We start from the raw sequence: 26,084 nt of genomic DNA on the forward strand, positions 1-26,084 counted from the left end.
ACGCGTCAGGAGTGGTGCGCGCCCATCCACTTGCGCACGGTCGCGATGCGCGACTGAAGCTGAGTGACGCTGGCCTGGGGTACGGCGGGGCCGCCGCACACGCGGCGAAGCTCGGCGTGCACGAGCCCGTGCGGCTGATCCGACGTCTTGGACCAGATGCCCACGAGGCTGTTCAGCAGTTTTCTCTGCTCGGCGAGCGTGCGGTACAGGGGGGCCGCGGGTTCGTCTTCTGACGGGGTCGGCGGAGCGTTCTTGCGGCGATCGGCCGCGTGGCGCTGCTGCCTGGCCTGCCGGTGCTGCAGGAGCTCGCGCACCTGATCGGGCTCGAGCAGCCCTGGAATACCGATGAAGTCGAGCTCCTCGTCGCTGTCGACGGGGGCCTCAGCTCCGAACTCGCTGCCCTCGAAGAGAACGCGGTCGAATGTGGCGTGCGAGCCCAGCGCCTGGAACGCGAAGTCGTTCTGCAGGGCATCGGACGCCTTGTCTTGGACGTTCGCCTCCGCGACCATGGCGTCTTCGGGGTTCCACATGTCGCCCTCGGGGTCTCCCGAGTCGCGCCGGTCGAGCGCGTGGTCGCGCTCGAGCTCCATGGTGCCGGCCAGGGCCATGAGGCCCGGAACGTTGGGCAGGAAGATGGAGGCTGTCTCACCGCGGCGCCGGGCGCGCACGAACCGGCCGATGGCCTGGGCGAAGAAGAGCGGGGTCGACGCGCTCGTCGCGTAGACGCCGACAGCGAGGCGGGGAATGTCGACGCCTTCCGACACCATGCGCACCGCGACCATCCACCGACGCGACGACTTGGAATACTCCTCGATGCGTGCGGAGGCCTCTTTTTCGTCGGAGAGCACCACGGTGACCGGCTCGCCGGAGATGTTCTCGAGGATCGCCGCATAGGCGCGCGCCGTGAACTGGTCGGTCGCGATCACCAGGCCCCCGGCATCCGGGATGCCCTGCCGCACCTCGGCGAGCCGACGGTTGGCGGCCGCGAGAACCGAGGGAATCCAGTCGCCGGCGGGGTCGAGGGCGGTGCGCCAGGCCTGGGAGGTGATGTCCTTGGTGTTTCCCTCGCCGAGGCGCGCCTCCATCTCGTCGCCGACCTTGCTGCGCCAGCGCATGTGGCCGGCGTAGACCATGAAGAGAACCGGGCGCACGACTCCGTCTTGCAGGGCGCGCCCGTACCCGTAGTTGTAGTCGGTCTGCGAGAGCCGGATGCCGTGCTCGTCTTGCAGGTAGCTCACGAACGGGATCGGCGAGGTGTCGGAGCGGAACGGCGTTCCCGTCAACGACAACCGGCGGGTTGCAGGTGCGAAGGCCTCTCTGATGGCCTCGCCCCAGCTGAGGGCGTCGCCGCCGTGGTGCACCTCGTCGAGGATGATGAGACTGCGGGCCGACTCGGTGAGCTCACGGTGCAGGGCGGGACGCGCCGCGACCTGGGCGTAGGTGACGGCGACGCCGTGGAAATGGCTGCCGTAGCGCCGGTCGCTGTTCTTGAAGCCGGGCGTGAGCCGGATGTGAACGCGATCTGCCGCATCGGCCCACTGCTTCTTGAGGTGCTCGGTGGGGGCGACGACCGTGACCCTGTCGATGATGCCTCTGTGCAGCAGCTCGCTGGCCAGCCGCAGGGCGAAGGTGGTCTTGCCTGCGCCGGGTGTGGCGGCGGCCAGAAAGTCTCTCGGCTGGTGCGTGAAGTACGCCTCGAGGGCCTCGGACTGCCAGGCGCGGAGCTTCGATGCCGTGCCCCACGCCGCGCGTTCGGGGAACGACGGCGACAGATGCTCGGCCGCTCCGCCGCCCACAGCCGGCGTGATTGCGGTGCCCGAGGGATCGACCCGGTCTTCGGGCAGGGCGAGGGGATCGGGCAGGCTGTTCACGTGCATCCACACTACCCGCCGCCACCGACGCGACGACAAAACGCCGTGCCTGAAGCGGCGTGGCGAAGGAGTATGTTGACGAGTGGATTTCTTCGAAGGAGTGCATATGACAGAGCGGCATCCATGGAGGCGGTACGTCGCCATCGGCGACTCGTTCACCGAGGGCATCGGAGACCCGGAACCCGCGAGCCCCGGCGGCTACCGCGGGTGGGCCGACCGCGTGGCAGAGGTGCTGGGCGCCGAGGCCGGAGATGACTTCGCTTACGCGAACCTGGCCATCCGAGGTCGCCTGATGCAGGGAATCCTCGACGAGCAAGTCGAACCGGCCCTCGCCCTGCAGCCCGATCTCATCACGATCTCGGCCGGTGGCAACGACATCATCCGCCCCGGCACCGACCCCGACGACATCGCCCGGCGAATGGATGCGGGCATCGAGCGCCTCAGGCGCGACAACGCCACCGTCGTGATCTTCACGGGAACCGACGTGGCCTTCTCCCCCGTCTTCCGAGGAATCCGGGGCAAGGTCGCCATCTACAACGAGAACCTCCGCACCATCGCGGCCCGGCACGACTGCATCGTGGCCGACCAGTGGGGTCTGTCCTCCATCCAGGACTCACGCATGTGGAGCCCCGACCGCCTCCACCTCAACCCCCTCGGTCACCACGAGGTCGCACGGCTCGTGCTGCAGGCGCTGAACGTCGAGAACGAGCTGCAGCCGGGCGCCCCCGAACCGCTGCCCACGGCGACGTGGAGGCACGCTCGCTCGGAGGACCTGGTCTGGGCGCGCACGCACTTCGTGCCCTGGGTGATCCGACGCGTCACCCACAGGTCGAGCGGCGACGGAATCTCGCCGAAGCGGCCCGACGCCGTGCCGATGCACGTGCCGGGCACGGCGCCATCGGATCCTGCGGGCCTCGAGGACTAGCCGAAGACGAGTTCCGGGTGGCCGACGCGCCACCAGAACCCGGGGTCCTCCAGGGTCCCGTCGAGTTCGAGGGTCACATCCTCCGTGCGTCCGCCGACGGTGTAGCGGATGGCGCCCACGTCAGCGCCCGACCGGGCGGTCACGACGTCGTCGGCGCTGGCATCGACGGCGACCGGATCGTTCGACCAGACGAGCGCCTCCTCGTCGGAGGAGGCGACGATGGATGCCGTCTCCCCCCATTCCGTCGTGTACTCGCCCACCTCGGTGTCTGCCGTGATGAGTGGGATCGTGGTGAATGCCGCCTTCGTGCTGGCGAGGAGCGCCTGCACCGCATCCCGCGCCGCCTGGGAGCTCTGGGCGCCGAGGATGACACCCACGACAGACTTCGTCTCTCCACCCACGGTGAATTCGGCGGAGAACAGGAGGCACGAGCCGGCCTCATCCGTCGTTCCGGTCTTGATGCCGTCGATGCCGTCGATGCCGAGGAGCTTGTTGCTGTTGTCGATCTCGCCGATGACCGGAACCTCGTCGAGGGCGGTCGACACGATCGTCGCCAGCACAGGATCGGCGAGGGCGAGGGAGGCGATGCGCATGAGGTCCTTCGTCGAACTGCGGCTGCCGGGATCGAGGCCCGATGCGTCGACGATCGTGGTGTCGGAGAGGCCGTGCTCGGCCGTGAACGCCCGGGCCGCGTCGAGATAGGCGGTCAGCGAGCCGAACGCCCAGTTGGTGACCGTCTCGGCGTAGTTGTTCGCGGACTTCAGCAGCATGATCTCGAGCACCTGGCGTTCGGAGAGCACCTGTCCCTCGTTCACGAGCTCGTACGATCCGTCGACCGCCCGCGTCTGCTCGAGGATCTGCACGTCGGCCGCGGTCATGGTGATGCCGGGACCGTCGTCGCCCTCGACGAGCGGGCGAGCTTCGAGGACCACGAGGGCGGTGATGACCTTCGTGACGCTCGCTATCGGCACGGGTCCTGTCTGACCGCTCTCACCGAGGAGTTCGTCCGACCCCTCGAGAGCGATCGCACCTGTGCCCACGCCCGGCAACGAGAGCGTCGCGGGCTCGGCCGGGGCCGGCGTCGGAACGTCGAGCTCCAGCTGTGCCGCGGGCAGCGGCGCAGCCAGGGCGGCGGGCACGTACAGGCCGAGGGCGACCGCTATGACGACCAGGATGCCCGTGGCCGAGAACGCGACGATGCGGCGGCCGCGGCGGCGGGCGGGTGCTGACGTCGGAGACACCCGCCAATCCTAGGAGACCTGTCGCTTGGAGAATGCCCCCAAGCGTCACATCCGCCCGCCGTCCACCGACCTCGGGATGCGGGTCTCGCCCTCCGGAACCAGGACCGGCGTCTCGCGATTGAGGCTCTCCCCGCGGAAGAACGGCTTCGCCGCAGGGAAGAAGAACCACACGACCATAACGACGGCACCGACGAGCAGCGAGCCGATTCCGATCACGAACACTCCCCCGATGCCGAAGAGCACGGTGTAGCCGTAGTCGGGATCGAGCATGTCGATGGCGGACTGCACGAAGGCTGCGGTGAGCATGACCCCGCCAAGCAACGGAAAGAGACCCTTGGTCGTGAAGTTGCGGGCCGAGGTGAAGAGCTCCCGCCGGAAGTACCAGACGCAGGCGAAGCTCGTGATCGCGTAGTAGAACGCGATCGCCAGTCCGAGCGACAGGATGGTGTCGGAGAGGAACGCGTCGCTGATGATCGTCATGCCCACGTAGAACACGCTCGCCACGATGCTCATGACGATCGTCGAGAACGCCGGTGTGCGGAATCGCGGGTGCACCCGGCCGAACCGCTCGGGAAGCGCGCGGTAGGTGGCCATGGAGAGCGTTCCCCGGGCCGTCGGCAGGATCGTGGTCTGGGTCGACGAGATGGCCGAGACCATCACGGCGATCACGAGGAGCCACGCCCAGGGTCCGAAGAGCGCGTCCTTCAGGGCGAAGAACACGTCTTCGGCGTTCTTGTCGTTGGCGAGGCCGAGACCCGCTTCGCCGAGGCCGGCGTAGGCCATCGCGGCCACGGCCACCGCCACGTAGGTGATGACGAGGATGACGGTCGACAGCAGGGCCGCGCGTCCGGGGATGTGCTCCGGATCCTTCGTCTCCTCGTTGAGGGCCAGGCAGGTGTCCCAGCCCCAGTAGATGAACAGGCACAGGAGGATCGCCTCGGTGAAGCCGGGCAGCGAGTCGAACGCGAAGGGGTTGAACCAGTCGGCCTGCGGCACCATCGATCCCTCGGGCGCCGTACCGGCGAACACACTGCCCAGCGCGAAGACCACGAAGAGGATGAGCGCCAGATACTGGATGCCGAGCAGGATGTTCTGCAGGATCTCGCCTATCTCGAGGCCGCGCACGCTGACGAATGTCATCGCGGCGATGAAGAGCACGCCGGTGGCCGTGACGAGGGGCGTGCTGTTGTACAGGTCGGGATTGCCGATGAGCAGCCAGAAGTACTTGCTGCCGATCTGAGCGAGGTTCGCCAGCACGATGGTTCCGGCGACGATGACGCCCCACCCGCTCATCCATCCGACCCAGGGACCGAATGCCTTCGTGCTCCACGTGAACGAGGTGCCGCAGTCGGGAACGGCCTCGTTGAGTTCCCGATAGGCGTAGGCCGTGAGGAACATCGGAATGAACGCGAGGACGATGGCGATGGGAGCCTGTGCACCGACGGCGAGCACGACGAATCCCACGGTGGCCGCGAGGGAGTAGACGGGAGCCGTGGACGCGAGGCCGATCACCACGGAACCGACGAGACCCAGGGAACCGGTGGCCAGTCCCTTTCCGTCCGACGTTCCTTCGCCCGAGGCGGACCTCGTGGACTGCTGCGACATTGCATCCTCCTCGTTGCGTGGTAGCCGGATACTACCGCCGAAACTCAGCGGAGTGTGTACAGCGCCACGGCGCTCGCGGAGGCCACGTTGAGGGAGTCGACTCCGTGGCTCATGGGAATGGTCACCACGGTGTCCGCCGCGGACAGCGCCTGTCGCGAGAGCCCGTCTCCCTCCGAGCCCAGGACGAGCGCGAGCTTGGACGGGACCTCGGCCGCGAACTCGTCGAGCGTGACCGCGTCGTCGGAGAGGGCGAGGGCGGCGATGTGGAAGCCGGCGGCATGCAGGAGCGGAGCCGCCTCCGACCATTCGGGCAGCCGGGTCCACGGAACCTGGAGCACGGTGCCCATGCTCACCCGCACGCTCCGCCGGTACAGCGGATCCGCGCACCGGGGAGAGATCAGCACGGCGTCTGCCCCGATGCCGGCGACGGCACGGAAGATCGCCCCGACATTCGTGTGGTCGGTGATGTCTTCGAGAACCACGACCCGCCTCGCGCCGTCGATGACCTCGGCGACGGGCCGGAGCTCGGGCCGATGCATGGCCGCGAGGGCACCCCTGTGCAGGTTGTAGCCCGTGAGCGATTCGAGCGTCGGCGCGTCTCCGACGAACACGGTCACGTCGTCCCATCCGGCCAGCAGGGTCTCCATATCGGCCAACCACTGCTCCTGCACAAGAACCGATCGCGGCCGGTGGCCCGCCGCGAGGGCGCGGGCGATCACCTTGGGCGACTCCGCGATGTACAGGCCGCCTGCCGGCTCGCTGAGGCGTCTGAGCACGACATCCGTCAGGCGCGCGTAGTCGTCGAGTCCGGGCACGTCGAGGCTGTCGATCCACACTGTCTTCACCGTCGAGGCACTCCTGATTCGATCGCGTTCCCTCCCCCACGACACGGGCGGTCAGCCGATCGGAAACAAAACGGCAACGGGGACTGTTTAGACTTCGAAGAGTAACGCGAAGCGTCGGAGTCCATGACCCGACGGCAGGAGGTGCAGATGGTCCCGCTCGTCGAATCGAGCCCTCGAGAAGCCTCACCCGCCGACATCGACGAGGCTGTGGCGGCCCTCAAGGGCCGCAGGATCGTGGTCTTGACCGGCGCCGGCCTGAGCACCGACTCCGGCATCCCCGACTACCGGGGCGCCGGGGCGCCCAAGCGCAATCCGATGACGTTCGACCAGTTCCGGGAGAGCCTCGACTACAGGCGGCGGTACTGGGCCGGCAGCCACCTCGGCTGGAAGATGTTCGACGCTGCTCGCCCCAACGAGGGCCACCGCACCCTCGCAGAACTCGAGAACGCGGGGGTGGTGTCGGGCGTCGTCACACAGAACGTCGACGGACTGCACGCCCGCGCGGGTTCCACACACCTCGTCGACCTGCACGGCTCCATGGACCGCGTGCTCTGCCTGAACTGCGGCCAGACATTCGCCCGCGCGAGCATCGCCGAGCGCATCTCGGCCGACAACCCCTGGGTCGACCAGCCCGACGCGATCACCCTCGCGCCCGACGGCGACGCCGACGTCACCGACTACTCGTCGTTCGTCGTGCCGGCGTGCTCGGTCTGCCAGGGCATGCTGAAACCCGATGTGGTCTTCTTCGGCGAGTTCATCCCCACCGAGCGGTTCTTGGAGGCCTCCGCCCTCGTCGCCGGCGCCGAGGCGATGCTCATCGCCGGGTCGTCGCTCGTGGTCAATTCGGGCATCCGGCTCCTCGAGCAGGCCCGCCGTCGACGGCTGCCCATCGTCATCGTCAACCGGGGCGTCACGAAAGGCGACTCGCGCGCGACGGTGAAACTGGATGCCGGGGCCACAGAGACGCTCGCCGAATTGAGTCGGCACCTGCTCCCCGGGGACCCGGCCTGATGCCGATGGCCGACCTGGTCATCGTGCGCCACGGAGAGACCGACTGGAACCTCGCCCGGCGCATCCAGGGCTCCACCGACATCCCCCTGAACGACACCGGGCGAGCGCAGGCCGCGGCCGCCGCGGAGAGCCTTGCCGGCGAGACCTGGCACACTATCGTCACGAGTCCCCTCGGCAGGGCTCGCGAGACCGCGCGCATCATCGCCCGTCGCCTCGATCTCGGCGAACCGCAGGTCGATGACCGGCTCGTGGAGCGTGCCTACGGCGAGGCGGAGGGCCTGGATGCGGCCGCGCTCGACGCGAGGTTCCCGGGCATGGAGGGTGTTCCCGGCATCGAACGTCGCAGCGACGTGACTCGCCGGGTGCTCCCCGCACTCGAGAGCATCGCCCTCGAGAATCCGGGTCGGCGCGTGCTGATCGTGGCCCACGGCGGCGTCATCGGCTCCGTGGTGCGCTGGGTGACCGACAAGGCGCTTCCGGGCGGCCGCACGCGCATCCCGAACGGATCCGCACATCGATTCCGCTATGCAGACGGCCTGCTCGTGCTCGAGGAGTTCAACGGCCTGCCGGTCGAGCCGCCAATTCGACGAGAAGCTGCCATAGGGTCTGCGCTGACCTCGTCCAGCTGAACGTCGCTGCCCGGTCGACGCCGGCCAGTGAGCGGCGCGTGAACTCCTCGGGGTCTTCGAGCGATCGCACCTGCGTAGCCAGGCCGGCCGCGTCGCGGGCCGCGAAGTACAGTCCCGCGTCGCCCCCGATCTCGGAGAACACGGGGATGTCGCTCACGACGATGGGCGTTCCCTGGGCCATGGCCTCGACGAGGGGAATGCCGAAGCCCTCCTCCAGCGATGCCGTCACCAGCGCCGTCGCATGCCTCGTCACGTCGATGTACTCGTCGTCGCTCGCCCCGTCGTGGAACACGAGCCGCGCCGTCGGTGAGATGGCCTCGAGGCGCCGCCTGTCGGCATCCGATACCCGGCTCATGAGGTGGAGCTCGTAGTCGTCGAGCAGGCCTGCGGCCTCGACCAGCGTCTCGACGTTCTTGTAGGGCATGAACGAGCCCATGTAGACGAGGTTCTTGCGCCTCTTCTGCGCCGGCAGCGGGGCCGACTCGGCTCCGTCGGCCGCGTTGCGCACGACCGTGACAGGCCGGCGGGTGAGCTTGTTGCGCGCGATGAGGTCGCGGGTGGTCTGCGAGACGGTGACCACCGCATCCGCCCGCGACAGCAGGTAGCGCTGCGGCCACCAGGAGAGGTGGTAGGCACGCCACAGGAGCCGGATCGGCCACGCCAGATCGCGGGGAGGAGTGGGGTTGGAGTAGTAGATGAGGTCGTGCACCGTGAGGACCAGCCGGTAGCGCCGGCCGAACGATCCCATGGTCTGCATCGGAGTGAACACCACGTCCGGCTTCAGCGCGTTGACCTGCAGGGCCACGAGCGGCTCCCGGACACTCGTCGGCGAGCTCGCCAGGTGCCACGGCAGGTCGGGAAGCATCTCGAGCTGGCGGACATCGCTGACGAGCATCACGACCTCGTGCTGCTGCTCGGTCAACGCGGAGACGATCCCCGCCGTGTACCGGCTGATGCCGTCGTGCCGGCCGATGCGCGTGTAGCGGCAGTCGACGACGACCCTCATTCGCCGCTCGCTTCTGCGCGCAAGAACTCGTCGATAGCGTGGGCAGCCTGTTCGGGCATCTCGTAGTGCACGAGGTGGCCGACGCCGCTGAGAACCACGAGTCGCGAATCCGAGATCTTCTCGGTCAGTCGGTGCTGCGCCTCGACCGGGGTGATGTCGTCGCGATCCGCCGCGATGAGCAGCGTGCGCGTGGTGTTTGCAGACGCGTACTCGGAGACATCGTGCGAGATCGAGGCTGTGAAGGCGTCGAGGACGACCTGACGGTTCGAGAAGGCGCCGAAATAGAGGTCGTGCTGATTGTGGATCCAGCGGCGGAGCGAGCGCGACCGGGTCTTCGCCATGGTCACGCTCATGATGCGGGTGACGACGGGTGCCTTGAGAACTGCGAAACCGAGACGCTCCGGCATCTTTGCGGGAGCCCAGTAGTAGAACACGGCCAGCCTGGTGAGGATGCCGCGGGGGCCGGACAGCGCGGGTGCGGCGATGGGATTGACAAGAACGATGTCGTCGACATCGAGCCCCTGCGCCAGCGCTGCTGACACGATGATCGAGCCGAATGAATGACCCAGGACGACAGTTCGTCCGGGACCGCGCACGCGGTCGACGAGTTCCAGGAGCCAGGCGGAATAGCCATCGATATCGTGGTCGGCGTCGAGAGGGGTCGACACGCCGAAGCCCGGAAGATCGGCCAGAACCGTGCGGTACTGGGGCAGGTGGGCGACGACCGGCTCAAGGCCGTGATGGTCTCCTCGGAAGCCGTGAACCAGCACGATCGTCGTGTCGGCGTCGGGGGGTCCGTAGATCCACAGTTCCGTCGAGCTACCGGCGAGTTCTTCGGTGCGTCGCTCGAGCGGGATGGCGTCGAGTCGGGCTGCGTAGGGAGAGGGAACAATCATCGTGATCCAGTGTATGTGCACGCCTAGACTGGGCTGATGCAGCGCGGCGATACGCCCGATATGCGCCCTCGGAAGGACTTGTACGTGAACTTCACCGCCCCCATCCAATTGCCGGGACTCACGCTCGATCCCCAGTGGTATCGACGAAGCGTCTTCTACGAGGTGATGGTGCGGTCGTTCGTCGACAGCAACGGTGACGGGGCGGGCGACATCGCCGGCCTGGTGTCGAAGCTCGACTACCTGCAGTGGCTCGGCATCGACGCCCTGTGGCTGCCGCCGTTCTACAACTCGCCGCTGCGCGACGGTGGATACGACGTCTCCGACTTCACGTCGATCCTTCCCGAGTTCGGAACCCTCGACGAGTTCCGCGACCTCGTCACGAAGGCCCACGAGCGCAACATGCGGCTCGTCATGGACTTCCCGCTCAACCACACCTCGGATGCGCACGAGTGGTTCCAGCAGTCCCGGTCCGATCCCGAGGGCCCGTACGGCGACTTCTATGTGTGGAGCGACACCGACGAGAAGTACGAGAGCATCCGCATCATCTTCGTCGACACCGAGGAGTCGAACTGGACCTTCGACCCGGTACGTCGCCAGTTCTTCTGGCACCGCTTCTTCTCGCACCAGCCCGACCTGAACTTCGAGAACCCGGCCGTGCACGACGCGATCTTCGACATCGTGCGATTCTGGCTCGAGCTCGGCGTCGACGGGCTTCGCCTCGACGCGATCCCCTACCTCTACGAGTCCGACGAGGGCAACGGCGAGGGCGAGCCGAAGACGCACGACTTCATCGTGAAGCTGCGCGCCATGGTCGACGAGGACTACCCGGGGCGCGTGCTCATCGCCGAGGCGAACCAGTGGCCGCGCGAGGTGGCAGCGTTCTTCGGAACCGACGAGGAGCCGGAGTGCCACATGGCGTTCGACTTCCCTGTGATGCCCCGCATCTTCTACTCGCTGAGATCGCAGAATGCCGACGAGCTCGTGCGCATCCTTTCTGAGACGACGGATGTGCCCGACTCGGCCGCGTGGGGCGTCTTCCTGCGCAACCACGACGAGCTGACCCTCGAGATGGTCTCCGAGGAGTACCGGCAGGCGATGTACGGCTGGTACGCCTACGACCCGCGCATGAGGTCGAACATCGGCATCAGGCGCCGCCTCGCTCCCCTGCTCGACAACTCCCGTGCCGAGCTCGAGCTCGCCCACGCTCTGCTGTTCGCGCTCAAGGGCAGCCCGTTCCTGTACTACGGCGACGAGATCGGCATGGGCGACAACATCTGGCTGAACGACCGCGACGCGTCGCGCACGCCGATGCAGTGGACGCCCGACCGCAACGCCGGATTCTCCACCGCCGACCCGGGCAAGCTCTACCTGCCCGTGGTGCAGTCCCTCGTCTACAACTACGCCCTGGTCAACGTCGAATCGCAGCTCGCGCAGTCGCGCTCGCTGCTGCACTGGGTGCGCAACGTCATCCACGTGCGCAAGGCGCATCCGGCCTTCGGCCTCGGCAGCATGCAGGTGCTGCAGACCGACCACGAATCCGTGCTGGCCTTCGTGCGCACCTACGAGGGATCGGGTACCCACCTCGGCGACTCTCCCGAGCAGGTGCTGTGCGTCTTCAGCTTCGCGCACAATCCCGTCGCGGTGCACATCCAACTGCCCGACCAGGCAGGCGGCCGACTCGTTGACCTGTTCGGCGGCGGGGAGTTCCCCACGATCGGCGAAGACGGCAGCCTCACGCTGACCCTGGGAACGCAGAGCTTCTACTGGCTCCAGATCGGCCAGTCGGTCGACCAGCGGTTCTAGTCGGTCGGGTCCTCCCGTCGCTGTCGGGAGGGGCCGGTAGAGTTCGGATCGTGACAGATTCAGCGCAACCCGAATTGTTCAGCCTCTCCGACGATGCGGTGCTCATCGCCGATCCGGCCGTGGTCCCACCCGCGGGCCCAGCGGAGGGCCAGGCGCCGGCTCCTGCCGGGGCCCAGGCTGCACCCGCGTGGTGGCACCGTCTTGCCGTCTTCGACCTCGAGACTACCGGAATCGACGTGCAGACGAGTCGCATCGTCACGGCCAACGTCAGCGTCATCGGCGCCGACGGGCATCCGGTGTCACGCCTCGACTGGCTTGCAGACCCGGGCATCGAGATCCCCGAGCAGGCGACAGCCGTGCACGGGGTGACCACCGAGCGCGCCGTAGCCGAGGGGCGCCCCGCCGCCCTCGTCGTGTACGAGATCGTCGAGGCGCTCAAAGCGCTGCTCGCGGAGGGCGTGCCGCTCGTCATCTACAACGCGCCCTACGACCTCACGCTCCTCCACCACGAGGCTGTGCGCTACGGCATCGACCCCCTCGAGCTCCCCGCCGCCATCATCGATCCCCTCGTCATCGACAAGGCCGTCGATCGCTACCGCAAGGGCAAGCGCACGCTCGAGGCCGCCGCGGTCGTCTACGGAGTCGAGCTGCTCGACGCCCACGACGCCGGCGCAGACGCCATAGCCGCGGGCCGCGTCGCCCAGGCGCTTGCCCAGAAGCACGACGCCGTCTCGGCGCTGGCCGTGCACGAACTGCATGAGAAGCAGGTCGACTGGTTCCGCGAGCAGGCCGAGAGCTTCCAGGAGTACATGCGGCGCACGCACAACCCCGAGTTCACGGCGCGCACCGCGTGGCCCGTCGGCTGAGCGGGTATCGCCCCGTCTCGGCGGGTTCCGTCTCGACAGGCTCGACGAACGGGGGCGGGGCTCGACGAACGGGGGCGGGGCTCGACGAACGGGGCCAGACACACAGAAGAAGGGCCGGAAGCGAATCGCTTCCGGCCCTTCTCTCGTGCGGTGCGGCGTGTTACGCGCCGAAGCCCTTGTAGCGGCTGTTGAACTTCTCGACGCGACCGGCCGAGTCCATGATGCGCTGCTTGCCCGTGTAGAACGGGTGCGACTCGGACGAGATCTCGACGTCGATGACCGGGTAGGTGTTTCCGTCTTCCCACTCGATGGTCTTCGAGCTGCCGACCGTCGAACGGGTCAGGAAGGTCGCGCCGGAGGCGAGATCGCGGAAGACAACCGGAGCGTAGTTCGGGTGGATGTCTGTCTTCATGGGGGTTTCCTTATGGGTACGAGTAATGCGAAAAAGTCTGTTCGGCCCTGTACGAACGCGGCACACTGCAGCGCCGACCGGGCCAGCGGTCAACTCTATCAGAAAAGTGCCGAGTCGGAGCGAGTGTCAGGCGGCTCGCGCCGAGTACCGGCCGTCTGTCTCGGTCAGCGTGATGGGAAGGCCGAAGGTGGTCTCGAGATTCTCGGCGGTCAGGACCTCTGCGAGGGGGCCTGCTGCCACGATGCGACCGCCCGAGACGAGCAGCACGTTCGTGAAGCCCCGCGGGATCTCCTCGACGTGGTGAGTGACCATGACGATGGCCGGGGAGTCCGATGAGCTGGCGTAGCCGCCGAGCAGCTGCAGGAGCTCCTCGCGGGCGCCCAGGTCGAGGCTCGCGGCGGGCTCGTCGAGCAGGAGCAGCTCAGGATCGGTCATGACCGATCGGGCGATCTGCACGCGCTTCTGCTCGCCGTCGCTCAGCGATCCGAACAGGCGGTTCTCGAGGTGGTCGAGCTTCCATTCGGCCAGAACCCGGTGGGCGCGTCGGAGGTCGACGTCTTCGTAGTCCTCGTTCCAGCGGCCGGTGACCGAGTAGGCGGCGGTGAGAACGACGTTGAGAACCGTCTCGTCGGCGGGAAAGCGGCGGGCCATGGCGCTCGACGCGAAACCGACACGGGGCCGCAGTTCGAACACGTCGACCTGGCCCAGCTTTCCGTCGAGGACGGTTGCGGTTCCCGTCGAGGGGTGGCTCATCGCCGCTGCGATCTGGAGCAGCGTCGTCTTGCCCGCACCGTTCGGACCGAGGATGACCCAGCGTTCGTCGCCCTCCACCGTCCAGTCGAGGTTCGAGAGAATCGGATTTGCGTCTCGGACTACGGACACATCGGACAGCTGGAGTACCACGGGCATGGCACTAGCTTAACCGGTGATCACAGGAGCGAGCGGTAGATACGCTCCGTCTCGACCGCGATCTGGGCCCAACTGAAGGTGCTCTCCGCCCGGAGCCTGCCGGCGCGCCCCATGGCCCTCGCCCTCTCGGGGTCGTCGAGGACTCTGGTGAGTGCCGCCGCGAGATCGGCGACGAAGCGATCGGGATCGACGGGTGTGCCCGTGCCGTCCTCGACCTGGTCGATCGGAACGAGCACGCCCGTGACGCCGTCGTCGACGACCTCGGGGATTCCGCCCGTCGCGGTTCCGACGACGGGCAGGCCGCAGGCCATCGCCTCGAGGTTCACGATGCCGAGCGGTTCGTACACGGAGGGGCACACGAAGACAGTGGCGCTCGAGAGCATGACCGACAGTGTGCGCGTGTCGAGAAGGCGGTCGATCCAGACGATTCCGGAGCGGGTCTTCTGCAACTCCCGCACGCCGGACGCGACCTCCTCGAGGATCTCGGGCGTGTCCGGCGCTCCCGCGCAGAGCACGACCTGAACCTCGGGAGACAGGCGATCGATGGCCCGGATCAGGTACGGCAGACCCTTCTGGCGAGTGATCCGGCCGACGAAGACCACGGTGGGCCGGTCGGAGTCGATTCCGAGCTCCGCGAGCACGGCGTCGTCGCTCACCGGGTGCCACTTCTCGAGGTCGATCCCGTTGTAGACCACGCTGACGCGGTCCGGATCGAGCGACGGGTAGCTGCGCAGGATGTCCCGGCGCATTCCGTGGCTGACCGCGATGACCGCGTCGGCGCTCTCGAACGACGTCTTCTCGATCCAGCTCGAGAGACGGTAGCCGCCGCCGAGCTGCTCGGCCTTCCACGGCCGGAGCGGCTCCAGCGAGTGAGCGGTGACGACGTGGGGGATGCCGTGCAGCCGTGAGGCGATCTGGCCCGCCGCATTGGCGTACCACGTGTGCGAATGCACCACGTCGGCACCCGCGACGTCGTTCGCGATCTCGAGGTCGGTGCCGAGCGTCCTGAGAGCGGGATTCGCGTCGACGAGCCCGGCCGGTGCCTGGTACGAGAAGACTCCCGGCTCGTCACGCGGCTCGCCGAACGCCCTGACGACCACGTCGATGCTGCCGCGCAGAGCCTTGACGAGTTCGGCGACATGCACCCCGGCTCCGCCATAGACCTCGGGTGGATACTCTCGGGATATCACGTCTACTCGCACAGCTATGAACGTAGTACACGCCCCCGCCGAGGCTCTACTGTTATGACATGGCAGCATCGAAGAAGATATTTGGCATCGTCCTGGCTGGTGGAGAGGGCAAGCGGCTCATGCCGCTCACGGCGGATCGCGCGAAGCCCGGAGTGCCGTTCGGCGGAAGCTACCGGCTCATCGACTTCGCGCTGTCGAACCTGGTGAACTCCGGCCTGCGGCAGATCGTCGTTCTGACCCAGTACAAGTCGCACAGCCTCGACAGGCACGTGTCGCAGACGTGGCGCCTGCCCATGATGCTCGACTCCTACGTGGCCTCGGTCCCTGCGCAGCAGCGACTGGGCAAGCGCTGGTTCGCCGGCTCGGCCGACGCGATCCTGCAGAGCCTGAACCTGATCGGCGACGAGCGGCCCGACATCGTCGTCGTCGTCGGCGCCGACCACGTCTACCGCATGGACTTCGAGCAGATGGTCGCCGCCCACATCGAGTCCGGACTCGGGGCGACCGTCGCCGCGATCCGCCAGCCCATCGAGCTGTCCGACCAGTTCGGCGTCATCCAGACCTCCGACGACGACCCCACCAAGATCTCCGAGTTCCTGGAGAAGCCGAAGGATGCCAAGGGCCTCCTCGACTCCCCCGGCGAGGTGCTCGCCTCCATGGGCAACTACGTCTTCGACGCCGACATGCTCATCGAAGCCGTGATCCGCGACGGCGAGAAGCCCGACTCCAGCCACGACATGGGCGGCGACATCATTCCCGACTTCGTCGAGCGCGGACTCGCCGGCGTCTACGACCTGCAGCGCAACGAGGTTCCCGGAGCCACCGACCGCGACCGCTACTACTGGCGCGACGTGGGCACCATCGACTCCTTCTACGACGCGCACCAGGACCTGATCTCGGCGCTGCCGATCTTCAACCTCTACAACCGCGAGTGGCCCATCTTCACCCAGCAGCTCAACTCGCCGCCCGCCAAGTTCGTGCGGGATGCGAAGGGCAACACGGGCACCACGCTGGGTTCGCTCGTCTCGCTCGGCTGCCTGATCTCGGGTGCGCGCGTCGAGGGCAGCGTCGTCGGACCGTGGTCGACCATCGAATCCGAGGCGCTCGTGCAGGACTCGGTGCTGTTCGACCGGGTGCACATCGAACCGGGTGCCATCGTCAAGCGGGCTATTCTGGACAAGAACGTGGTCGTCGCGGCCGGGGCCCAGGTGGGCACGGATGCGGCGCGGGATCGAGAGCGCGGATTCACCGTGACCGACTCGGGCATCACGGTCGTCGGAAAGGGAATCCGCGTAGAGCCATGAGTCTGACATCGGAGGCAGTTCTGTACAGCCCGGGCCGCCAACCGATAGATTCACGGATCGCGTCGCAGGATCCCGCCCGTTTTCTCGTCGTGCTCGACGTCGATTCGACGCTGATCGAGAACGAGGTCATCGAGATGCTGGCGCAGGCCGCCGGCAGTTTCGCCGAGGTCGCCGAGATCACCGAGCGCGCCATGTGCGGCGAGCTCGACTTCGAACAGAGCCTGCGCTCGCGCGTGGCCACCCTCGAGGGCCTCGCCGTGGAGCAGCTGCCGGACATCGCCGCGCAGATCAGGCTCACCGCCGGTGCGCAGCAGATGATCGACACCCTGCACGCCCACGACAGCGTGGTCGGCGTCGTGTCGGGTGGATTCCACGAGCTGCTCGACGACCTCGCCGGAGAGGTGGGGCTCGATTTCTGGAGGGCGAACCGCCTCGAGGTGCGCGACGGCCGACTCACGGGCGCGGTGCGCGGACCCGTCATCGACGCCGAGGCCAAGGCCTCGGCGCTCACCGAATGGGCGTCCGTCTACGGGGTTCCGGCCACGCGCACGGTGGCGGTCGGAGACGGCGCCAACGACCTGCAGATGATGCAGGCAGCCGGCCTCTCGATCGCGTTCGACGCGCGACCGCTCGTGCGTCAGACGGCGAATGTGGCGATCAGCGAGCGCGACCTGAGCCAGGTTCTTCCGGCCCTCGGCCTGCGCGGCTGACTCGCCGCGGGCCTGAAGGTCAGTGGCCCATTCCGAGGCCGCCGTCGACCGGGATGACCGCACCGGAGATGTAACCCGCGTCATCCGATGCCAGCCATGCGACGACCCGCGCCACCTCGGTGGGCGTGGCGAAGCGGCCGGCGGGAATCGACTTCAGGTACTCGGCCTGCGTCGCCTCGGGCAGGGCGGCGGTCATGTCGGTCTCGATGAAACCCGGGGCCACGACGTTCGCCGTGATGCCCCGTGAACCGAGCTCGCGCGTGATCGAGCGGGCGATTCCCACGAGGCCGGCCTTCGACGCCGCGTAGTTGACCTGCCCTGCCGACCCGAAGAGTCCGACGACGCTCGAGATCAGGATGATGCGGCCGAAGCGCGCCTTGAGCATGCCCTTGGAGGCGCGCTTGATCACGCGGAACGATCCAGAGAGATTCGTGTCGATGACCGAGGTGAAGTCGTCCTCCGACATACGCAGGAGGAGGGTGTCCTTGGTGACGCCCGCGTTGGCCACGAGAACCTCGACAGGCCCGAGGGCGGCCTCGACCTCGGTGAAGGCGCGGTCGATGGACTCCGCATCCGTGACATCGGCGAGCACGGTGAGACTGCCTTCCGGACCGTGGCCCGAGCGGGCGGTGACCGCCACCCGGTGCCCCTGGGCGATGAACTCCTCCGCGAGGGAGAAACCGATTCCGCGGTTTCCGCCGGTGATGAGTACGGTGCGAGTTGTCGTCATGATAAGTCCTTCGATGCGGGGCGTGGATCACTGGCCCGTACCAGCATAAGAGGTGCATACGCGGCGTAGGCTTAGGGCAGCCCACCGGCCCCAGAACCCGAGCAGACGAGCCCATGAAACAGCAGTCGATCACCGACCTCCCGCCTTCCCCGGGTGATGAGCGCCACACGCGCATGGTCAAGTACGGCATCGCCATGGGCATCCGGATCGTCTGCATCATCCTGATGCTCTTCTTGCACGGCTGGTGGCTCATCCTCCCCGCCATCGGGGCGATCGTGCTTCCGTACTTCGCCGTGGTCCTGGCGAACGTCGGCTCCCCCACCAAGTCCGTCGTGAACAGGCCGGGCGGGGTCGTCGCCATTCCCGGGACACGTCCGCCTCGCGATTTCGGTGGTCGTCCGGAATGATCGGCCTCGGGCTCGAGCCGGAGGGCTCGCAATGCTCCCGCGCGGGCTGCCGTGACGCATCCACGTGGCGGATCGAGTGGCGCAACCCCAAGATCCACGCCGAGACACGGCGCAAGGTCTGGCTCGCCTGCGACGAGCACGTCGATTTTCTGCGCGAATTCCTCGCCGCCCGTGACTTCCCCCTCGAGGTGATGGCCGACGGCAGTAGGGACGCTCCCGGTTCGGGAACGGCGGATGCGATGGGCCGGGCATGAATGTCGGCTGGCGGTTCCTGCGGAGCTCGCGCTGGGCGGGGTACCTGGCGGTGACCGTCGTCTTCGCCGTCGTGTGCGTATGGCTGGGCTCCTGGCAGCTCGCACGACGCGACGCCGCTGTGGCCGAGAACGACAGGGTGGCCGCGAACTACGACGCCGCACCTCGCCCGATCGGCGACGTGCTGAGCGACCTCGACTCGTTCGATGCCGAAGACAAGTGGACGACGGTGTCGCTGACCGGCAGCTACCTCAGCGACGATCAGCTTCTGGTGCGCAATCGACCGATGGGCGGCCAGCCGGGATTCGAACTCCTCGTGCCGTTCCAGCTCGACGACGGCGATATCGTGGTCGTCGACCGCGGCTGGCTGCCCACCGGAGAGCAGCAGGACAAGCCCGACGTCGTGCCTGACGCGCCTCAGGGCGAGGTGACTGTAGTCGCACGTCTGAAGGCCGGCGAGCCCACTCTGAAGGACCGCACGGCGCCAGAGGGCGAGATCCCCTCGATCGACCTGCCCACGATCGCCGAGAAGCTGGATGCGCCTGTCTACACGGGCGCGTATGGAGAACTTGCGAGCGAATCGCCCTCGGCCGACACGGGAACGCTCGGCACGCGCCCTCCGGAGGACGAGGGCCCGCACCTGTCGTACGCGTTCCAGTGGTTCGTCTTCGCGCTGCTGGCCTTCGTGGGGCTCGGCTACGCGGCGCGGCAGGAATACCGCCTGGAGAACGCCGACGATCCCGACGAGCAGGAGCGTGCGGCCGAGCGCGAACGGCGTCGCCGCGCCAAGGCGAAGTCCGACAACGACATCGAGGACGAACTCGTCGAGCAGGCCTCGCGCGCCGAGCGGCGCTGAGGCTGACGCCCGAGGGGCCTAGGCCAGCGAGATCAGGTCGGCGTAGTCCTTGTTCCAGTGATCCTCGACGCCGTCGGGCAGGATGAGGACACGCTCGGGGTTCAGGGCCTCGACAGCCCCCTCGTCGTGGCTGACCAGAACGACGGCGCCCTCGTAGTGCGCCAGGGCGTCGAGGATCTCCTCGCGGCTGGCGGGGTCGAGGTTGTTCGTGGGCTCGTCGAGCAGCAGTACGTTGGCGCCCGAGACCACGATCATCGCCAGGGCAAGACGGGTCTTCTCGCCGCCCGAGAGCACTCCCGCCGGCTTGTGCGAGTCATCGCCTGTGAAGAGGAAAGACCCGAGAACGCGCCGTGCCTCCATCTCGGTGATGTTGGGCGACGACGACACCATGTTCTCGAGAACACTGCGCTTCACGTCGATGGTCTCGTGCTCCTGCGCGTAATAGCCGATGCGCAGGCCATGGCCCGGTTCGATCTGGCCGGTGTCGGGCTTGTCCGCCCCGCCGAGGATGCGCAGGAGAGTCGTCTTTCCGGCACCGTTCAGGCCGAGGATGACGACCTTCGAGCCCCGATCGATGGCGAGGTCGACCGCGGCGAAGATCTCGAGCGAGCCATAGCTCTTCGAGAGATTGGATGCCATGAGCGGCGTTCGGCCGCACGGCGCCGGTGTCGGGAAGCGCAGCTTGGCGACGCGGTCGACGGCGCGCACCTCCTCGAGGCCGGAGAGCATCTTCTCGGCGCGGGCGACCATCTGGTGAGCGGCCGCGGCCTTCGACGCCTTGGCGCCGAACTTCGCCGCCTGCAGCTGCAGGACCGACGCCTTCTTCTCGACGTTGACGCGCTCCTTCTTGCGGCGCTCCTCGTCGGCGGCGCGCTGGCGCAGGTAGTTCTTCCAGTTCATGTTGTAGACGTCGATGACCTGGCGGTTGGCATCGAGGTAGAACACCCGGTTCACCGTCTCGCCCACGAGTTCGATGTCGTGGCTGATCACGATGAATCCGCCGGAGTAGTTCTTGAGGAACTCGCGGAGCCAGACGACGCTGTCGGCGTCGAGGTGGTTCGTGGGCTCGTCGAGGATCAGGGTGCGCGCGTCGGAGAAGAGGATGCGCGCGAGCTCGATGCGTCGACGCTGACCACCGGAGAGGGTCGACAACGGCTGGTCGAGGATGCGATCGGGCAGGTTGAGGTTCGAGGCGATCGAGGCGGCCTCGGCCTCGGCCGCGTATCCGCCGAGGGCCAGGAAGCGGTCTGTGAGGTTGCCGTACTTGGTCATGCCTGCGGCACTGACCTTCGGGTCGGAGCTGCCCATGTCCGTCGTGGCCTGCTGCATTCCGAGCACGAGCTGTCCGAGCCCACGGGCGTCGAGGATGCGCGTGCGCGCCAGGTCTTCCGGGTTTCCCGAGCGCGGGTCCTGTGGGAGATAGCCGATCTCGCCGTTGCGCTCGACCTTGCCGCCGTTCGACAGCTGCTCCCCCGCCAGCACCTTCGTGAGGGTGGTCTTGCCCGCTCCGTTGCGACCGACGAGGCCGATCTTGTCACCGTCGGCGACTCGGAAGGAGACGTCCTGCATCAGCACCCGTGCACCGACCCTGAGTTCGAGGTCTTGAACATTGAGCACAGGCAGAATCCATTTCTACTGTCGTGTTTCCACAACGGGGGTTTGGGGGGAGGTAGCAATAGTATAAATCCGAAAGCGGTCGCCGGTTTCGCAAGGCCTTCCGCACCCTCTCAACACGTTCAGTGTTCTGCCCATTCCCTAGGAGTTCTTCAGTGTCGTCACTCACCCTCGCCGCGTCGCGGCCGACCCTCGCCGACCGCCTCTTCTCCCGATCGCTGACCACCGACATCCTGCTCATCGGGGCCGGCGCCGCGCTCACGGGAGTGCTCGCCCAGGTGACCATCCCCCTCTACCCGGTTCCGATCACCGGCCAGACACTGGCCGTGATCCTCGTGGGCAGCACGCTCGGTGCGCTTCGCGGCGCCCTCTCGATGGTGCTCTACCTCGCACTCGGCACGATCGGCCTGCCGTGGTTCAGCGACGCGAGCTCCGGATGGGGCGTCGTCGCCGGCCCGACGGGCGGTTACATCGTCGGCTTCATCGCCGCTGCGGCCCTCACCGGCTGGCTCGCCCAGCGCACCTGGGACCGTCGCGTACTCGGCGCCTTCGTGTCGATGTCGGCCGGAACGCTCGTGACGTTCGCCGTCGGCTTGCCGTGGCTCGCCGCATCGCTCGGGCTCACGCTCGAGCAGACGCTCGAGGCCGGGCTGTACCCGTTCCTGATCGGCGGGGCCATCAAGGCGCTGCTGGCCGCCGGCATCCTGCCCCTCGCCTGGAAGCTGAGCTCGAAGCGCGACCGGTAGGCGCTGGGGCACTCGCCCACGCACGAATAAAGGGCCCCGCCTCGTGGCGGGGCCCTTCTTTTGTGTTCTCACGGACTCCGGCGGAGCTACATCGAGAAGCCGAGGGCCCTCATCATCTCGCGACCGTCGTCGGTGATCTTCTCCGGACCCCACGGCGGCATCCATACCCAGTTGATGCGGAACTGCTCGACCGTGCCGTCGAGGGCCTGGGCGGTCTCCTCTTCGATCACGTCGGTGAGCGGGCATCCGGCGCTGGTCAGGGTCATGCTGATCAGCAGGGCGTCGTTCTCGTCGTCCCACGCGAGGTCGTAGATCAGGCCGAGGTCGACGATGTTGACCCCGAGCTCCGGGTCCATGACGTCTTTCAGCTTGTCCTCGATCTCGTCGAAGCGCTGGGGTGTGAGTGTCGAGGCCATGACCTACGACCCGACGACGGCGTTCGAGAGGAACCGGTCGTAGCCCTCGTTCTCGAGGCGCACGGCCAGCTCGGGTCCACCCTGCTCGACGACCTTGCCCGCGACGAACACGTGCACGAAGTCGGGCTGGATGTACTTGAGGATGCGGTTGTAGTGCGTGATGAGCAGGATGCCCAGTCCGGTGTTCGCCTTGGCGCGGTTCACGCCCTCCGACACGATCTTCAGCGCGTCGACGTCGAGCCCCGAGTCGGTCTCGTCGAGAACGGCGAACTTCGGCTTGAGCAGTTCGAGCTGCAGGATCTCGTTGCGCTTCTTCTCGCCACCCGAGAAGCCCTCGTTGACGTTGCGCTCACGGAACGACTTGTCCATGCGCAGCTGCGACATCGACGAGTCCAGGTCCTTGATCCAGCCGCGGATGGGCGGTGCCGCTCCATCGATGGCGGTCTTGGCGGTGCGGAGGAAGTTCGACACGCTCACGCCGGGGATCTCGACCGGGTACTGCATGGCGAGGAACAGGCCGGCGCGGGCCCGCTCGTCGACCGTCATGGTGAGGACCTCTTCGCCGTCGAGCTTCACGGAGCCGCTCTCGACCGTGTACTTGGGGTGCCCCGCGATCGCGTAGGCGAGGGTGGACTTGCCGGAGCCGTTCGGGCCCATGATCGCGTGGGTCTCGCCCTCGCCGATCGACAGGTCGACGCCCTTCAGGATCTGCTTGGTTCCCAGCTCGGTCTCCACGCTCACGTGGAGATCGCGGATCTCAAGATTCGACATGGCTACACAATCTCTTTCGTTTTGGTCGGGTCGATGTAGACCTCGCCATCGACGATGGTGAGTTCGTACACCGGAACAGGCTCGAAGGCCGGAAGGGTGAGGGGCTTGCCGCTGACGAGCGAGAACTTGGACCCGTGGGCCCAGCACTCGAGGGTCTCGTCTTCGACGAAGCCTTCGGCGAGCGAGATGTCGCCGTGGGTGCACGTGTCGCCGATGGCGTGGCACTCCCCCGCCGAGTCCTTCACCAGAGCGATGGCGACACCATCGATCACGACGCGCACCGCCTCGTTCGGGGTGAGGTCGTCGACGGAGCAGATGAGCTCTGCGGCCATGGTCAGTGTCCCTGCGCTTCGCTGAGTTCGGCCTCGATGGCCGCGGACAGGTGGGTCTCGAGGTCGTCTGACCCGATCTGGGCGACGATCTCCGCGAGGAAGCCGCGCACGACGAGACGCCGGGCCTCGTCTTCGGGGATGCCGCGGGACTGCAGGTAGAACAGCTGCTCGTCGTCGAAACGCCCGGTCGACGACGCGTGGCCGGCGCCCATGATGTCGCCCGTCTCGATCTCGAGGTTGGGGATGGAGTCGGCCCGAGGCCCCTCGGAGAGCACCAGGTTGCGGTTCTCCTCGTAGCTGTCGGTGCCCGTCGCGTGCGGGCCGATCAGAACGTCGCCGACCCAGACGGATCGGGCGGTGGCGCCCTGGAGCGCACCCTTGTACTTCACCCGGCTCTTCGTCTGGGCCGCGACGTGGTCGATGTAGACGCGCTGCTCGAGGTGCTGCCCCGAGTCGGCGAAGTACAGACCGAAGGCGCTGGCGTCGGCACCCGACTCGACGAGGTGGATCGACGGGTTGACCCGCACGACTCCCCCGCCGAGGCTGACGACGATGTGACGAAGGCGCGCGTCACGGCCGACGCGGGCGAAGTGGCTCGCCAGATGGTTGCTCTCGTCATTCCACTCCTGCACCGTGACCACGGTGAGCGCCGCCTGGTCGCCGACGACGATCTCGACGTTCTCGGTCAGCTGGGCGTCGCCCGAATTGCGGAGGATGACGAGACCACGGCTGAACGGGGCAGCGGTGATGACCGTGTGCCCGGCGCGCGGGGTGGAATCGGTCGCCTCGCGGGTCACGACGAACTCCTGCAGCTCCTCGCCGGTGACATCGATGGCGAGGGCCTTGTCGAACGACGACCAGGCGTTGGCGCTGGCCCGCTCTTCGGGCGCACCGGCCGAGCCGATGCGCGCATCCGTGCGGTCGACCCACGCCGCCGTGACGCCCGGCGTCTCGCTGAATGTCAGCGTCGGGGCCGAGCCGTCGAGCTCGCCCTCGATGAGGGCGGTGATACGGGTGATCGGCGTGAGCTTCCACTCGAGCTCGAAACCGGTGACCTTCTCGAAGTCGTCGACAGAGGTGGAGGTGAAGCGCTCGGCCCGTGACTGCACGGGCACGTACGCGTCACCCCCGTCTGAGTGAGCCTTGAGGCCGTGCTGTTCGGTCTCGATGAGACCCGTGTTCGCTGAAACTGCTGCGGACATCTAGCCGACACTGCCTTCCATGCCCATCTCGATGAGCTTGTTGAGTTCGAGTGCGTACTCCATGGGGAGCTCGCGGGCGATCGGCTCGATGAAGCCGCGCACGATCATGGCCATGGCCTCGTCTTCGGGCAGACCGCGGCTCATCAGGTAGAAGAGCTGCTCCTCGCTGACACGCGAGACCGTGGCCTCGTGGCCGAGCTGCACGTCGTCGACCCGGATGTCGATGGCCGGGTAGGTGTCGGAGCGCGACTTGGTGTCGACCAGCAGGGCGTCGCAGCGCACGGTGTTGGCCGAGTGATGGGCGTTCTCCGCCATGCGCACCTCGCCGCGGTAACCGGCACGGCCACCGCCCCTGGCGATGGACTTGGAGACGATGGACGACTGCGTGTACGGCGCCATGTGGATCATCTTCGCGCCGGCGTCCTGGTGCTGGCCGGGGCCGGCGAACGCCACGGACAGCGTCTCGCCCTTGGCGTGCTCTCCGACGAGGTAGATCGACGGGTACTTCATGGTGACCTTGGAGCCGATGTTGCCGTCGATCCACTCCATGGTCGCGCCCTCGTGCGCGATCGCACGCTTGGTGACCAGGTTGTAGACGTTGTTCGACCAGTTCTGGATCGTCGTGTAGCGAACGCGGGCGTTCTTCTTGACGATGATCTCGACGACGGCGGAGTGCAGCGAGTCGGACTTGTAGATCGGCGCGGTGCAGCCCTCGATGTAGTGCACGTAGCTGCCCTCATCGGCGATGATCAGCGTGCGCTCGAACTGGCCCATGTTCTCGGTGTTGATGCGGAAGTAGGCCTGCAGGGGGATCTCGACGTGCACGTTCTTGGGAACGTAGACGAACGAGCCGCCCGACCAGACGGCCGTGTTCAGCGCGGCGAACTTGTTGTCGCCGGCGGGGATGACCGTGCCGAAGTACTCGGTGAAGAACTCGGGGTGCTCACGCAGCGCCGTGTCGGTGTCCATGAAGATGACGCCCTGCGCCTCGAGGTCTTCGCGGATGGTGTGGTAGACGACCTCGGACTCGTACTGCGCGGCGACGCCCGACACGAGACGCTGACGCTCGGCCTCGGGGATGCCGAGCCGCTCGTAGGTGTTCTTGATGTCGTCGGGCAGGTCGTCCCAGGTCGTGGCCTGCTTCTCGGTCGACCGCACGAAGTACTTGATGTTGTCGAAGTCGATGCCGGAGAGGTCTGCGCCCCAGGTCGGCATGGGCTTGCGCTCGAACAGCTGCAGACCCTTGAGCCGGTTCTTGAGCATCCACTCCGGTTCGCTCTTGAGGGCGGAGATGCCCTTGACGACGTCGGCGTCGACACCGCGTTTCGCGACGGCACCCGCCGCATCGGAGTCGGACCAACCGAATTCGTAAACCCCCAGGTTTTCGAGTTCCGGACGGTCGATTAGTACGTCAGACATGACTTTCTCCCTTCCTCGTTGATCTCAACCCGCGGACAGCGGCAGGCATTCCAGACCGGGTGTAAATGTGATTCGGCACGGATCACCGAAATGATTGCCTGATCACGTTCTCGTGG

The 26,084-nt window shown here is 67.1% G+C and carries 27 protein-coding genes; 11 read left to right on the top strand and 16 right to left on the bottom strand.

From position 1 onward, the window contains the following. Window positions 1–5: 5 nt before the first annotated feature. Entirely contained in the window at window positions 6–1,808 is a 1,803-nt protein-coding gene (locus ASF51_RS09665; RefSeq protein ID WP_055930668.1) for a DEAD/DEAH box helicase, read from the bottom strand. A 169-nt stretch (window positions 1,809–1,977) separates the two neighbouring features. Between ASF51_RS09665 and ASF51_RS09670 the strand changes: the two genes are divergently transcribed. Further along, on the top strand, window positions 1,978–2,796 hold the full coding sequence (locus ASF51_RS09670) for an SGNH/GDSL hydrolase family protein (protein ID WP_055928599.1): 819 nt from the start codon (window positions 1,978–1,980) through the stop codon (window positions 2,794–2,796). Here the strand turns inward: ASF51_RS09670 and ASF51_RS09675 are convergent. The 3 genes from ASF51_RS09675 to ASF51_RS09685 are packed head-to-tail and all read right to left on the bottom strand — an operon-like array spanning window position 2,793 to window position 6,487. Continuing rightward, window positions 2,793–4,037 (bottom strand): D-alanyl-D-alanine carboxypeptidase family protein, encoded by a 1,245-nt coding sequence (locus tag ASF51_RS09675; protein ID WP_055928602.1) that lies wholly within the window; start codon window positions 4,035–4,037, stop codon window positions 2,793–2,795. The two genes, ASF51_RS09670 and ASF51_RS09675, sit on opposite strands and share 4 nt — an antisense overlap. Window positions 4,038–4,082: 45 nt before the next feature. Then, window positions 4,083–5,642, bottom strand: coding sequence for an APC family permease (locus ASF51_RS09680; protein WP_055928605.1), 1,560 nt, complete (start codon window positions 5,640–5,642; stop codon window positions 4,083–4,085). 44 nt (window positions 5,643–5,686) lie between these two features. Then, window positions 5,687–6,487, bottom strand: a complete 801-nt coding sequence (locus tag ASF51_RS09685) for an RNA methyltransferase (protein ID WP_055928608.1) — start codon at window positions 6,485–6,487, stop codon at window positions 5,687–5,689. Between the two features lie 147 nt (window positions 6,488–6,634). On the opposite strand from ASF51_RS09685, the gene ASF51_RS09690 reads away from it, so the two are divergent. Both ASF51_RS09690 and ASF51_RS09695 read left to right on the top strand, forming a co-directional pair. After that, window positions 6,635–7,498, top strand: a complete 864-nt coding sequence (locus ASF51_RS09690) for a Sir2 family NAD-dependent protein deacetylase (protein ID WP_055930670.1) — start codon at window positions 6,635–6,637, stop codon at window positions 7,496–7,498. Continuing rightward, complete coding sequence (locus ASF51_RS09695) at window positions 7,498–8,127, top strand: histidine phosphatase family protein (RefSeq protein ID WP_235497207.1); 630 nt, start codon at window positions 7,498–7,500, stop codon at window positions 8,125–8,127. The genes ASF51_RS09690 and ASF51_RS09695 overlap by 1 nt, the downstream gene beginning before the upstream one ends. Here ASF51_RS09695 and ASF51_RS09700 read toward each other — a convergent pair. Then, window positions 8,054–9,133, bottom strand: a complete 1,080-nt coding sequence (locus ASF51_RS09700; protein WP_055928611.1) for a glycosyltransferase family 1 protein — start codon at window positions 9,131–9,133, stop codon at window positions 8,054–8,056. The genes ASF51_RS09695 and ASF51_RS09700 overlap by 74 nt on opposite strands. Beyond that, window positions 9,130–10,029 (bottom strand): alpha/beta fold hydrolase, encoded by a 900-nt coding sequence (locus tag ASF51_RS09705; RefSeq protein WP_055928614.1) that lies wholly within the window; start codon window positions 10,027–10,029, stop codon window positions 9,130–9,132. The genes ASF51_RS09700 and ASF51_RS09705 overlap by 4 nt, the downstream gene beginning before the upstream one ends. An 84-nt stretch (window positions 10,030–10,113) precedes the next feature. On the opposite strand from ASF51_RS09705, the gene treS reads away from it, so the two are divergent. Together treS and ASF51_RS09715 are read left to right on the top strand one after the other, a co-directional pair. Further along, window positions 10,114–11,832, top strand: a complete 1,719-nt coding sequence (treS, locus tag ASF51_RS09710) for a maltose alpha-D-glucosyltransferase (protein ID WP_055928617.1) — start codon at window positions 10,114–10,116, stop codon at window positions 11,830–11,832. 50 nt (window positions 11,833–11,882) lie between these two features. Next, complete coding sequence (locus ASF51_RS09715; protein WP_255354423.1) at window positions 11,883–12,698, top strand: exonuclease domain-containing protein; 816 nt, start codon at window positions 11,883–11,885, stop codon at window positions 12,696–12,698. A 160-nt stretch (window positions 12,699–12,858) separates the two neighbouring features. On the opposite strand, the gene ASF51_RS09720 is transcribed toward ASF51_RS09715, so the two are convergent. From ASF51_RS09720 to glgA, 3 genes are all read right to left on the bottom strand, one after another. Continuing rightward, on the bottom strand, window positions 12,859–13,110 hold the full coding sequence (locus ASF51_RS09720; RefSeq protein ID WP_044443333.1) for a type B 50S ribosomal protein L31: 252 nt from the start codon (window positions 13,108–13,110) through the stop codon (window positions 12,859–12,861). 126 nt (window positions 13,111–13,236) lie between these two features. After that, window positions 13,237–14,019, bottom strand: a complete 783-nt coding sequence (locus tag ASF51_RS09725) for an ABC transporter ATP-binding protein (RefSeq protein WP_055928620.1) — start codon at window positions 14,017–14,019, stop codon at window positions 13,237–13,239. Between the two features lie 20 nt (window positions 14,020–14,039). Continuing rightward, window positions 14,040–15,221 carry a glycogen synthase gene (gene glgA, locus ASF51_RS09730; RefSeq protein ID WP_055928623.1) on the bottom strand — a complete coding sequence of 394 codons (1,182 nt, stop codon included), beginning with the start codon at window positions 15,219–15,221 and terminating at the stop codon, window positions 14,040–14,042. A gap of 47 nt (window positions 15,222–15,268) precedes the next feature. Here glgA and ASF51_RS09735 point away from each other — a divergent pair, with 47 nt between their 5' ends. Then, entirely contained in the window at window positions 15,269–16,513 is a 1,245-nt protein-coding gene (locus ASF51_RS09735) for a glucose-1-phosphate adenylyltransferase (protein WP_055928626.1), read from the top strand. Further along, complete coding sequence (serB, locus tag ASF51_RS09740) at window positions 16,510–17,223, top strand: phosphoserine phosphatase SerB (protein WP_082479721.1); 714 nt, start codon at window positions 16,510–16,512, stop codon at window positions 17,221–17,223. The genes ASF51_RS09735 and serB overlap by 4 nt, the downstream gene beginning before the upstream one ends. Before the next feature lie 19 nt (window positions 17,224–17,242). On the opposite strand, the gene ASF51_RS09745 is transcribed toward serB, so the two are convergent. Beyond that, window positions 17,243–17,953 carry a beta-ketoacyl-ACP reductase gene (locus ASF51_RS09745; protein WP_055928629.1) on the bottom strand — a complete coding sequence of 237 codons (711 nt, stop codon included), beginning with the start codon at window positions 17,951–17,953 and terminating at the stop codon, window positions 17,243–17,245. A 113-nt stretch (window positions 17,954–18,066) separates the two neighbouring features. Between ASF51_RS09745 and ASF51_RS09750 the strand changes: the two genes are divergently transcribed. From ASF51_RS09750 to ASF51_RS09760, 3 genes are read left to right on the top strand one after another with little or no spacing between them, the layout of a single operon-like run. Then, window positions 18,067–18,360 (top strand): DUF3099 domain-containing protein, encoded by a 294-nt coding sequence (locus ASF51_RS09750; protein ID WP_055928632.1) that lies wholly within the window; start codon window positions 18,067–18,069, stop codon window positions 18,358–18,360. After that, window positions 18,357–18,614, top strand: coding sequence for a hypothetical protein (locus ASF51_RS09755; protein ID WP_055928635.1), 258 nt, complete (start codon window positions 18,357–18,359; stop codon window positions 18,612–18,614). Before ASF51_RS09750 ends, ASF51_RS09755 begins: the two co-directional genes overlap by 4 nt. After that, the gene (locus ASF51_RS09760; protein WP_055928639.1) at window positions 18,611–19,468 is read left to right on the top strand and encodes an SURF1 family protein; all 858 of its coding nucleotides are present in this window, start codon (window positions 18,611–18,613) and stop codon (window positions 19,466–19,468) included. The genes ASF51_RS09755 and ASF51_RS09760 overlap by 4 nt, the downstream gene beginning before the upstream one ends. An 18-nt stretch (window positions 19,469–19,486) precedes the next feature. Here the strand turns inward: ASF51_RS09760 and ASF51_RS09765 are convergent, their stop codons facing one another. Further along, a complete protein-coding gene (locus ASF51_RS09765) occupies window positions 19,487–21,085 on the bottom strand; it encodes an ABC-F family ATP-binding cassette domain-containing protein (protein WP_055928642.1) in 1,599 nt (532 codons plus the stop codon). A gap of 152 nt (window positions 21,086–21,237) precedes the next feature. Between ASF51_RS09765 and ASF51_RS09770 the strand changes: the two genes are divergently transcribed. Then, entirely contained in the window at window positions 21,238–21,828 is a 591-nt protein-coding gene (locus ASF51_RS09770; RefSeq protein ID WP_055928646.1) for a biotin transporter BioY, read from the top strand. 86 nt (window positions 21,829–21,914) lie between these two features. On the opposite strand, the gene ASF51_RS09775 is transcribed toward ASF51_RS09770, so the two are convergent. From ASF51_RS09775 to sufB, 5 genes are read right to left on the bottom strand one after another with little or no spacing between them, the layout of a single operon-like run. Then, window positions 21,915–22,244, bottom strand: coding sequence for a metal-sulfur cluster assembly factor (locus tag ASF51_RS09775; RefSeq protein WP_055781451.1), 330 nt, complete (start codon window positions 22,242–22,244; stop codon window positions 21,915–21,917). 3 nt (window positions 22,245–22,247) lie between these two features. Beyond that, complete coding sequence (gene sufC, locus ASF51_RS09780; RefSeq protein WP_055928649.1) at window positions 22,248–23,015, bottom strand: Fe-S cluster assembly ATPase SufC; 768 nt, start codon at window positions 23,013–23,015, stop codon at window positions 22,248–22,250. 2 nt (window positions 23,016–23,017) lie between these two features. Further along, entirely contained in the window at window positions 23,018–23,347 is a 330-nt protein-coding gene (locus tag ASF51_RS09785) for a non-heme iron oxygenase ferredoxin subunit (RefSeq protein WP_055928652.1), read from the bottom strand. A 2-nt stretch (window positions 23,348–23,349) separates the two neighbouring features. Then, window positions 23,350–24,549 (bottom strand): Fe-S cluster assembly protein SufD, encoded by a 1,200-nt coding sequence (gene sufD / locus ASF51_RS09790; RefSeq protein ID WP_082479722.1) that lies wholly within the window; start codon window positions 24,547–24,549, stop codon window positions 23,350–23,352. Further along, window positions 24,550–25,968, bottom strand: a complete 1,419-nt coding sequence (gene sufB, locus ASF51_RS09795; protein ID WP_055928655.1) for a Fe-S cluster assembly protein SufB — start codon at window positions 25,966–25,968, stop codon at window positions 24,550–24,552. It abuts the gene before it with no gap. Window positions 25,969–26,084: the final 116 nt, after the last annotated feature.

This window comes from Agreia sp. Leaf283 (assembly GCF_001422485.1).
GTDB lineage: Bacteria > Actinomycetota > Actinomycetes > Actinomycetales > Microbacteriaceae > Agreia.

What these genes read in the sequence shown, in the direction of transcription:
- ASF51_RS09690 (WP_055930670.1), top strand. Translation starts at nt 6,635, where the DNA reads ATGGTCCCGCTCGTCGAATCGAGCCCTCGAGAAGCCTCACCCGCCGAC.
- ASF51_RS09760 (WP_055928639.1), top strand. Translation starts at nt 18,611, where the DNA reads ATGAATGTCGGCTGGCGGTTCCTGCGGAGCTCGCGCTGGGCGGGGTAC.
- ASF51_RS09720 (WP_044443333.1), bottom strand. Translation starts at nt 13,110, where the DNA reads ATGAAGACAGACATCCACCCGAACTACGCTCCGGTTGTCTTCCGCGAT.
- ASF51_RS09725 (WP_055928620.1), bottom strand. Translation starts at nt 14,019, where the DNA reads ATGCCCGTGGTACTCCAGCTGTCCGATGTGTCCGTAGTCCGAGACGCA.
- ASF51_RS09755 (WP_055928635.1), top strand. Translation starts at nt 18,357, where the DNA reads ATGATCGGCCTCGGGCTCGAGCCGGAGGGCTCGCAATGCTCCCGCGCG.
- ASF51_RS09700 (WP_055928611.1), bottom strand. Translation starts at nt 9,133, where the DNA reads ATGAGGGTCGTCGTCGACTGCCGCTACACGCGCATCGGCCGGCACGAC.
- ASF51_RS09735 (WP_055928626.1), top strand. Translation starts at nt 15,269, where the DNA reads ATGGCAGCATCGAAGAAGATATTTGGCATCGTCCTGGCTGGTGGAGAG.
- sufB (WP_055928655.1), bottom strand. Translation starts at nt 25,968, where the DNA reads ATGTCTGACGTACTAATCGACCGTCCGGAACTCGAAAACCTGGGGGTT.
- ASF51_RS09705 (WP_055928614.1), bottom strand. Translation starts at nt 10,029, where the DNA reads ATGATTGTTCCCTCTCCCTACGCAGCCCGACTCGACGCCATCCCGCTC.
- ASF51_RS09750 (WP_055928632.1), top strand. Translation starts at nt 18,067, where the DNA reads ATGAAACAGCAGTCGATCACCGACCTCCCGCCTTCCCCGGGTGATGAG.
- ASF51_RS09670 (WP_055928599.1), top strand. Translation starts at nt 1,978, where the DNA reads ATGACAGAGCGGCATCCATGGAGGCGGTACGTCGCCATCGGCGACTCG.
- ASF51_RS09680 (WP_055928605.1), bottom strand. Translation starts at nt 5,642, where the DNA reads ATGTCGCAGCAGTCCACGAGGTCCGCCTCGGGCGAAGGAACGTCGGAC.
- ASF51_RS09785 (WP_055928652.1), bottom strand. Translation starts at nt 23,347, where the DNA reads ATGGCCGCAGAGCTCATCTGCTCCGTCGACGACCTCACCCCGAACGAG.
- ASF51_RS09775 (WP_055781451.1), bottom strand. Translation starts at nt 22,244, where the DNA reads ATGGCCTCGACACTCACACCCCAGCGCTTCGACGAGATCGAGGACAAG.
- sufC (WP_055928649.1), bottom strand. Translation starts at nt 23,015, where the DNA reads ATGTCGAATCTTGAGATCCGCGATCTCCACGTGAGCGTGGAGACCGAG.
- serB (WP_082479721.1), top strand. Translation starts at nt 16,510, where the DNA reads ATGAGTCTGACATCGGAGGCAGTTCTGTACAGCCCGGGCCGCCAACCG.
- ASF51_RS09695 (WP_235497207.1), top strand. Translation starts at nt 7,498, where the DNA reads ATGCCGATGGCCGACCTGGTCATCGTGCGCCACGGAGAGACCGACTGG.
- sufD (WP_082479722.1), bottom strand. Translation starts at nt 24,549, where the DNA reads ATGTCCGCAGCAGTTTCAGCGAACACGGGTCTCATCGAGACCGAACAG.
- ASF51_RS09745 (WP_055928629.1), bottom strand. Translation starts at nt 17,953, where the DNA reads ATGACGACAACTCGCACCGTACTCATCACCGGCGGAAACCGCGGAATC.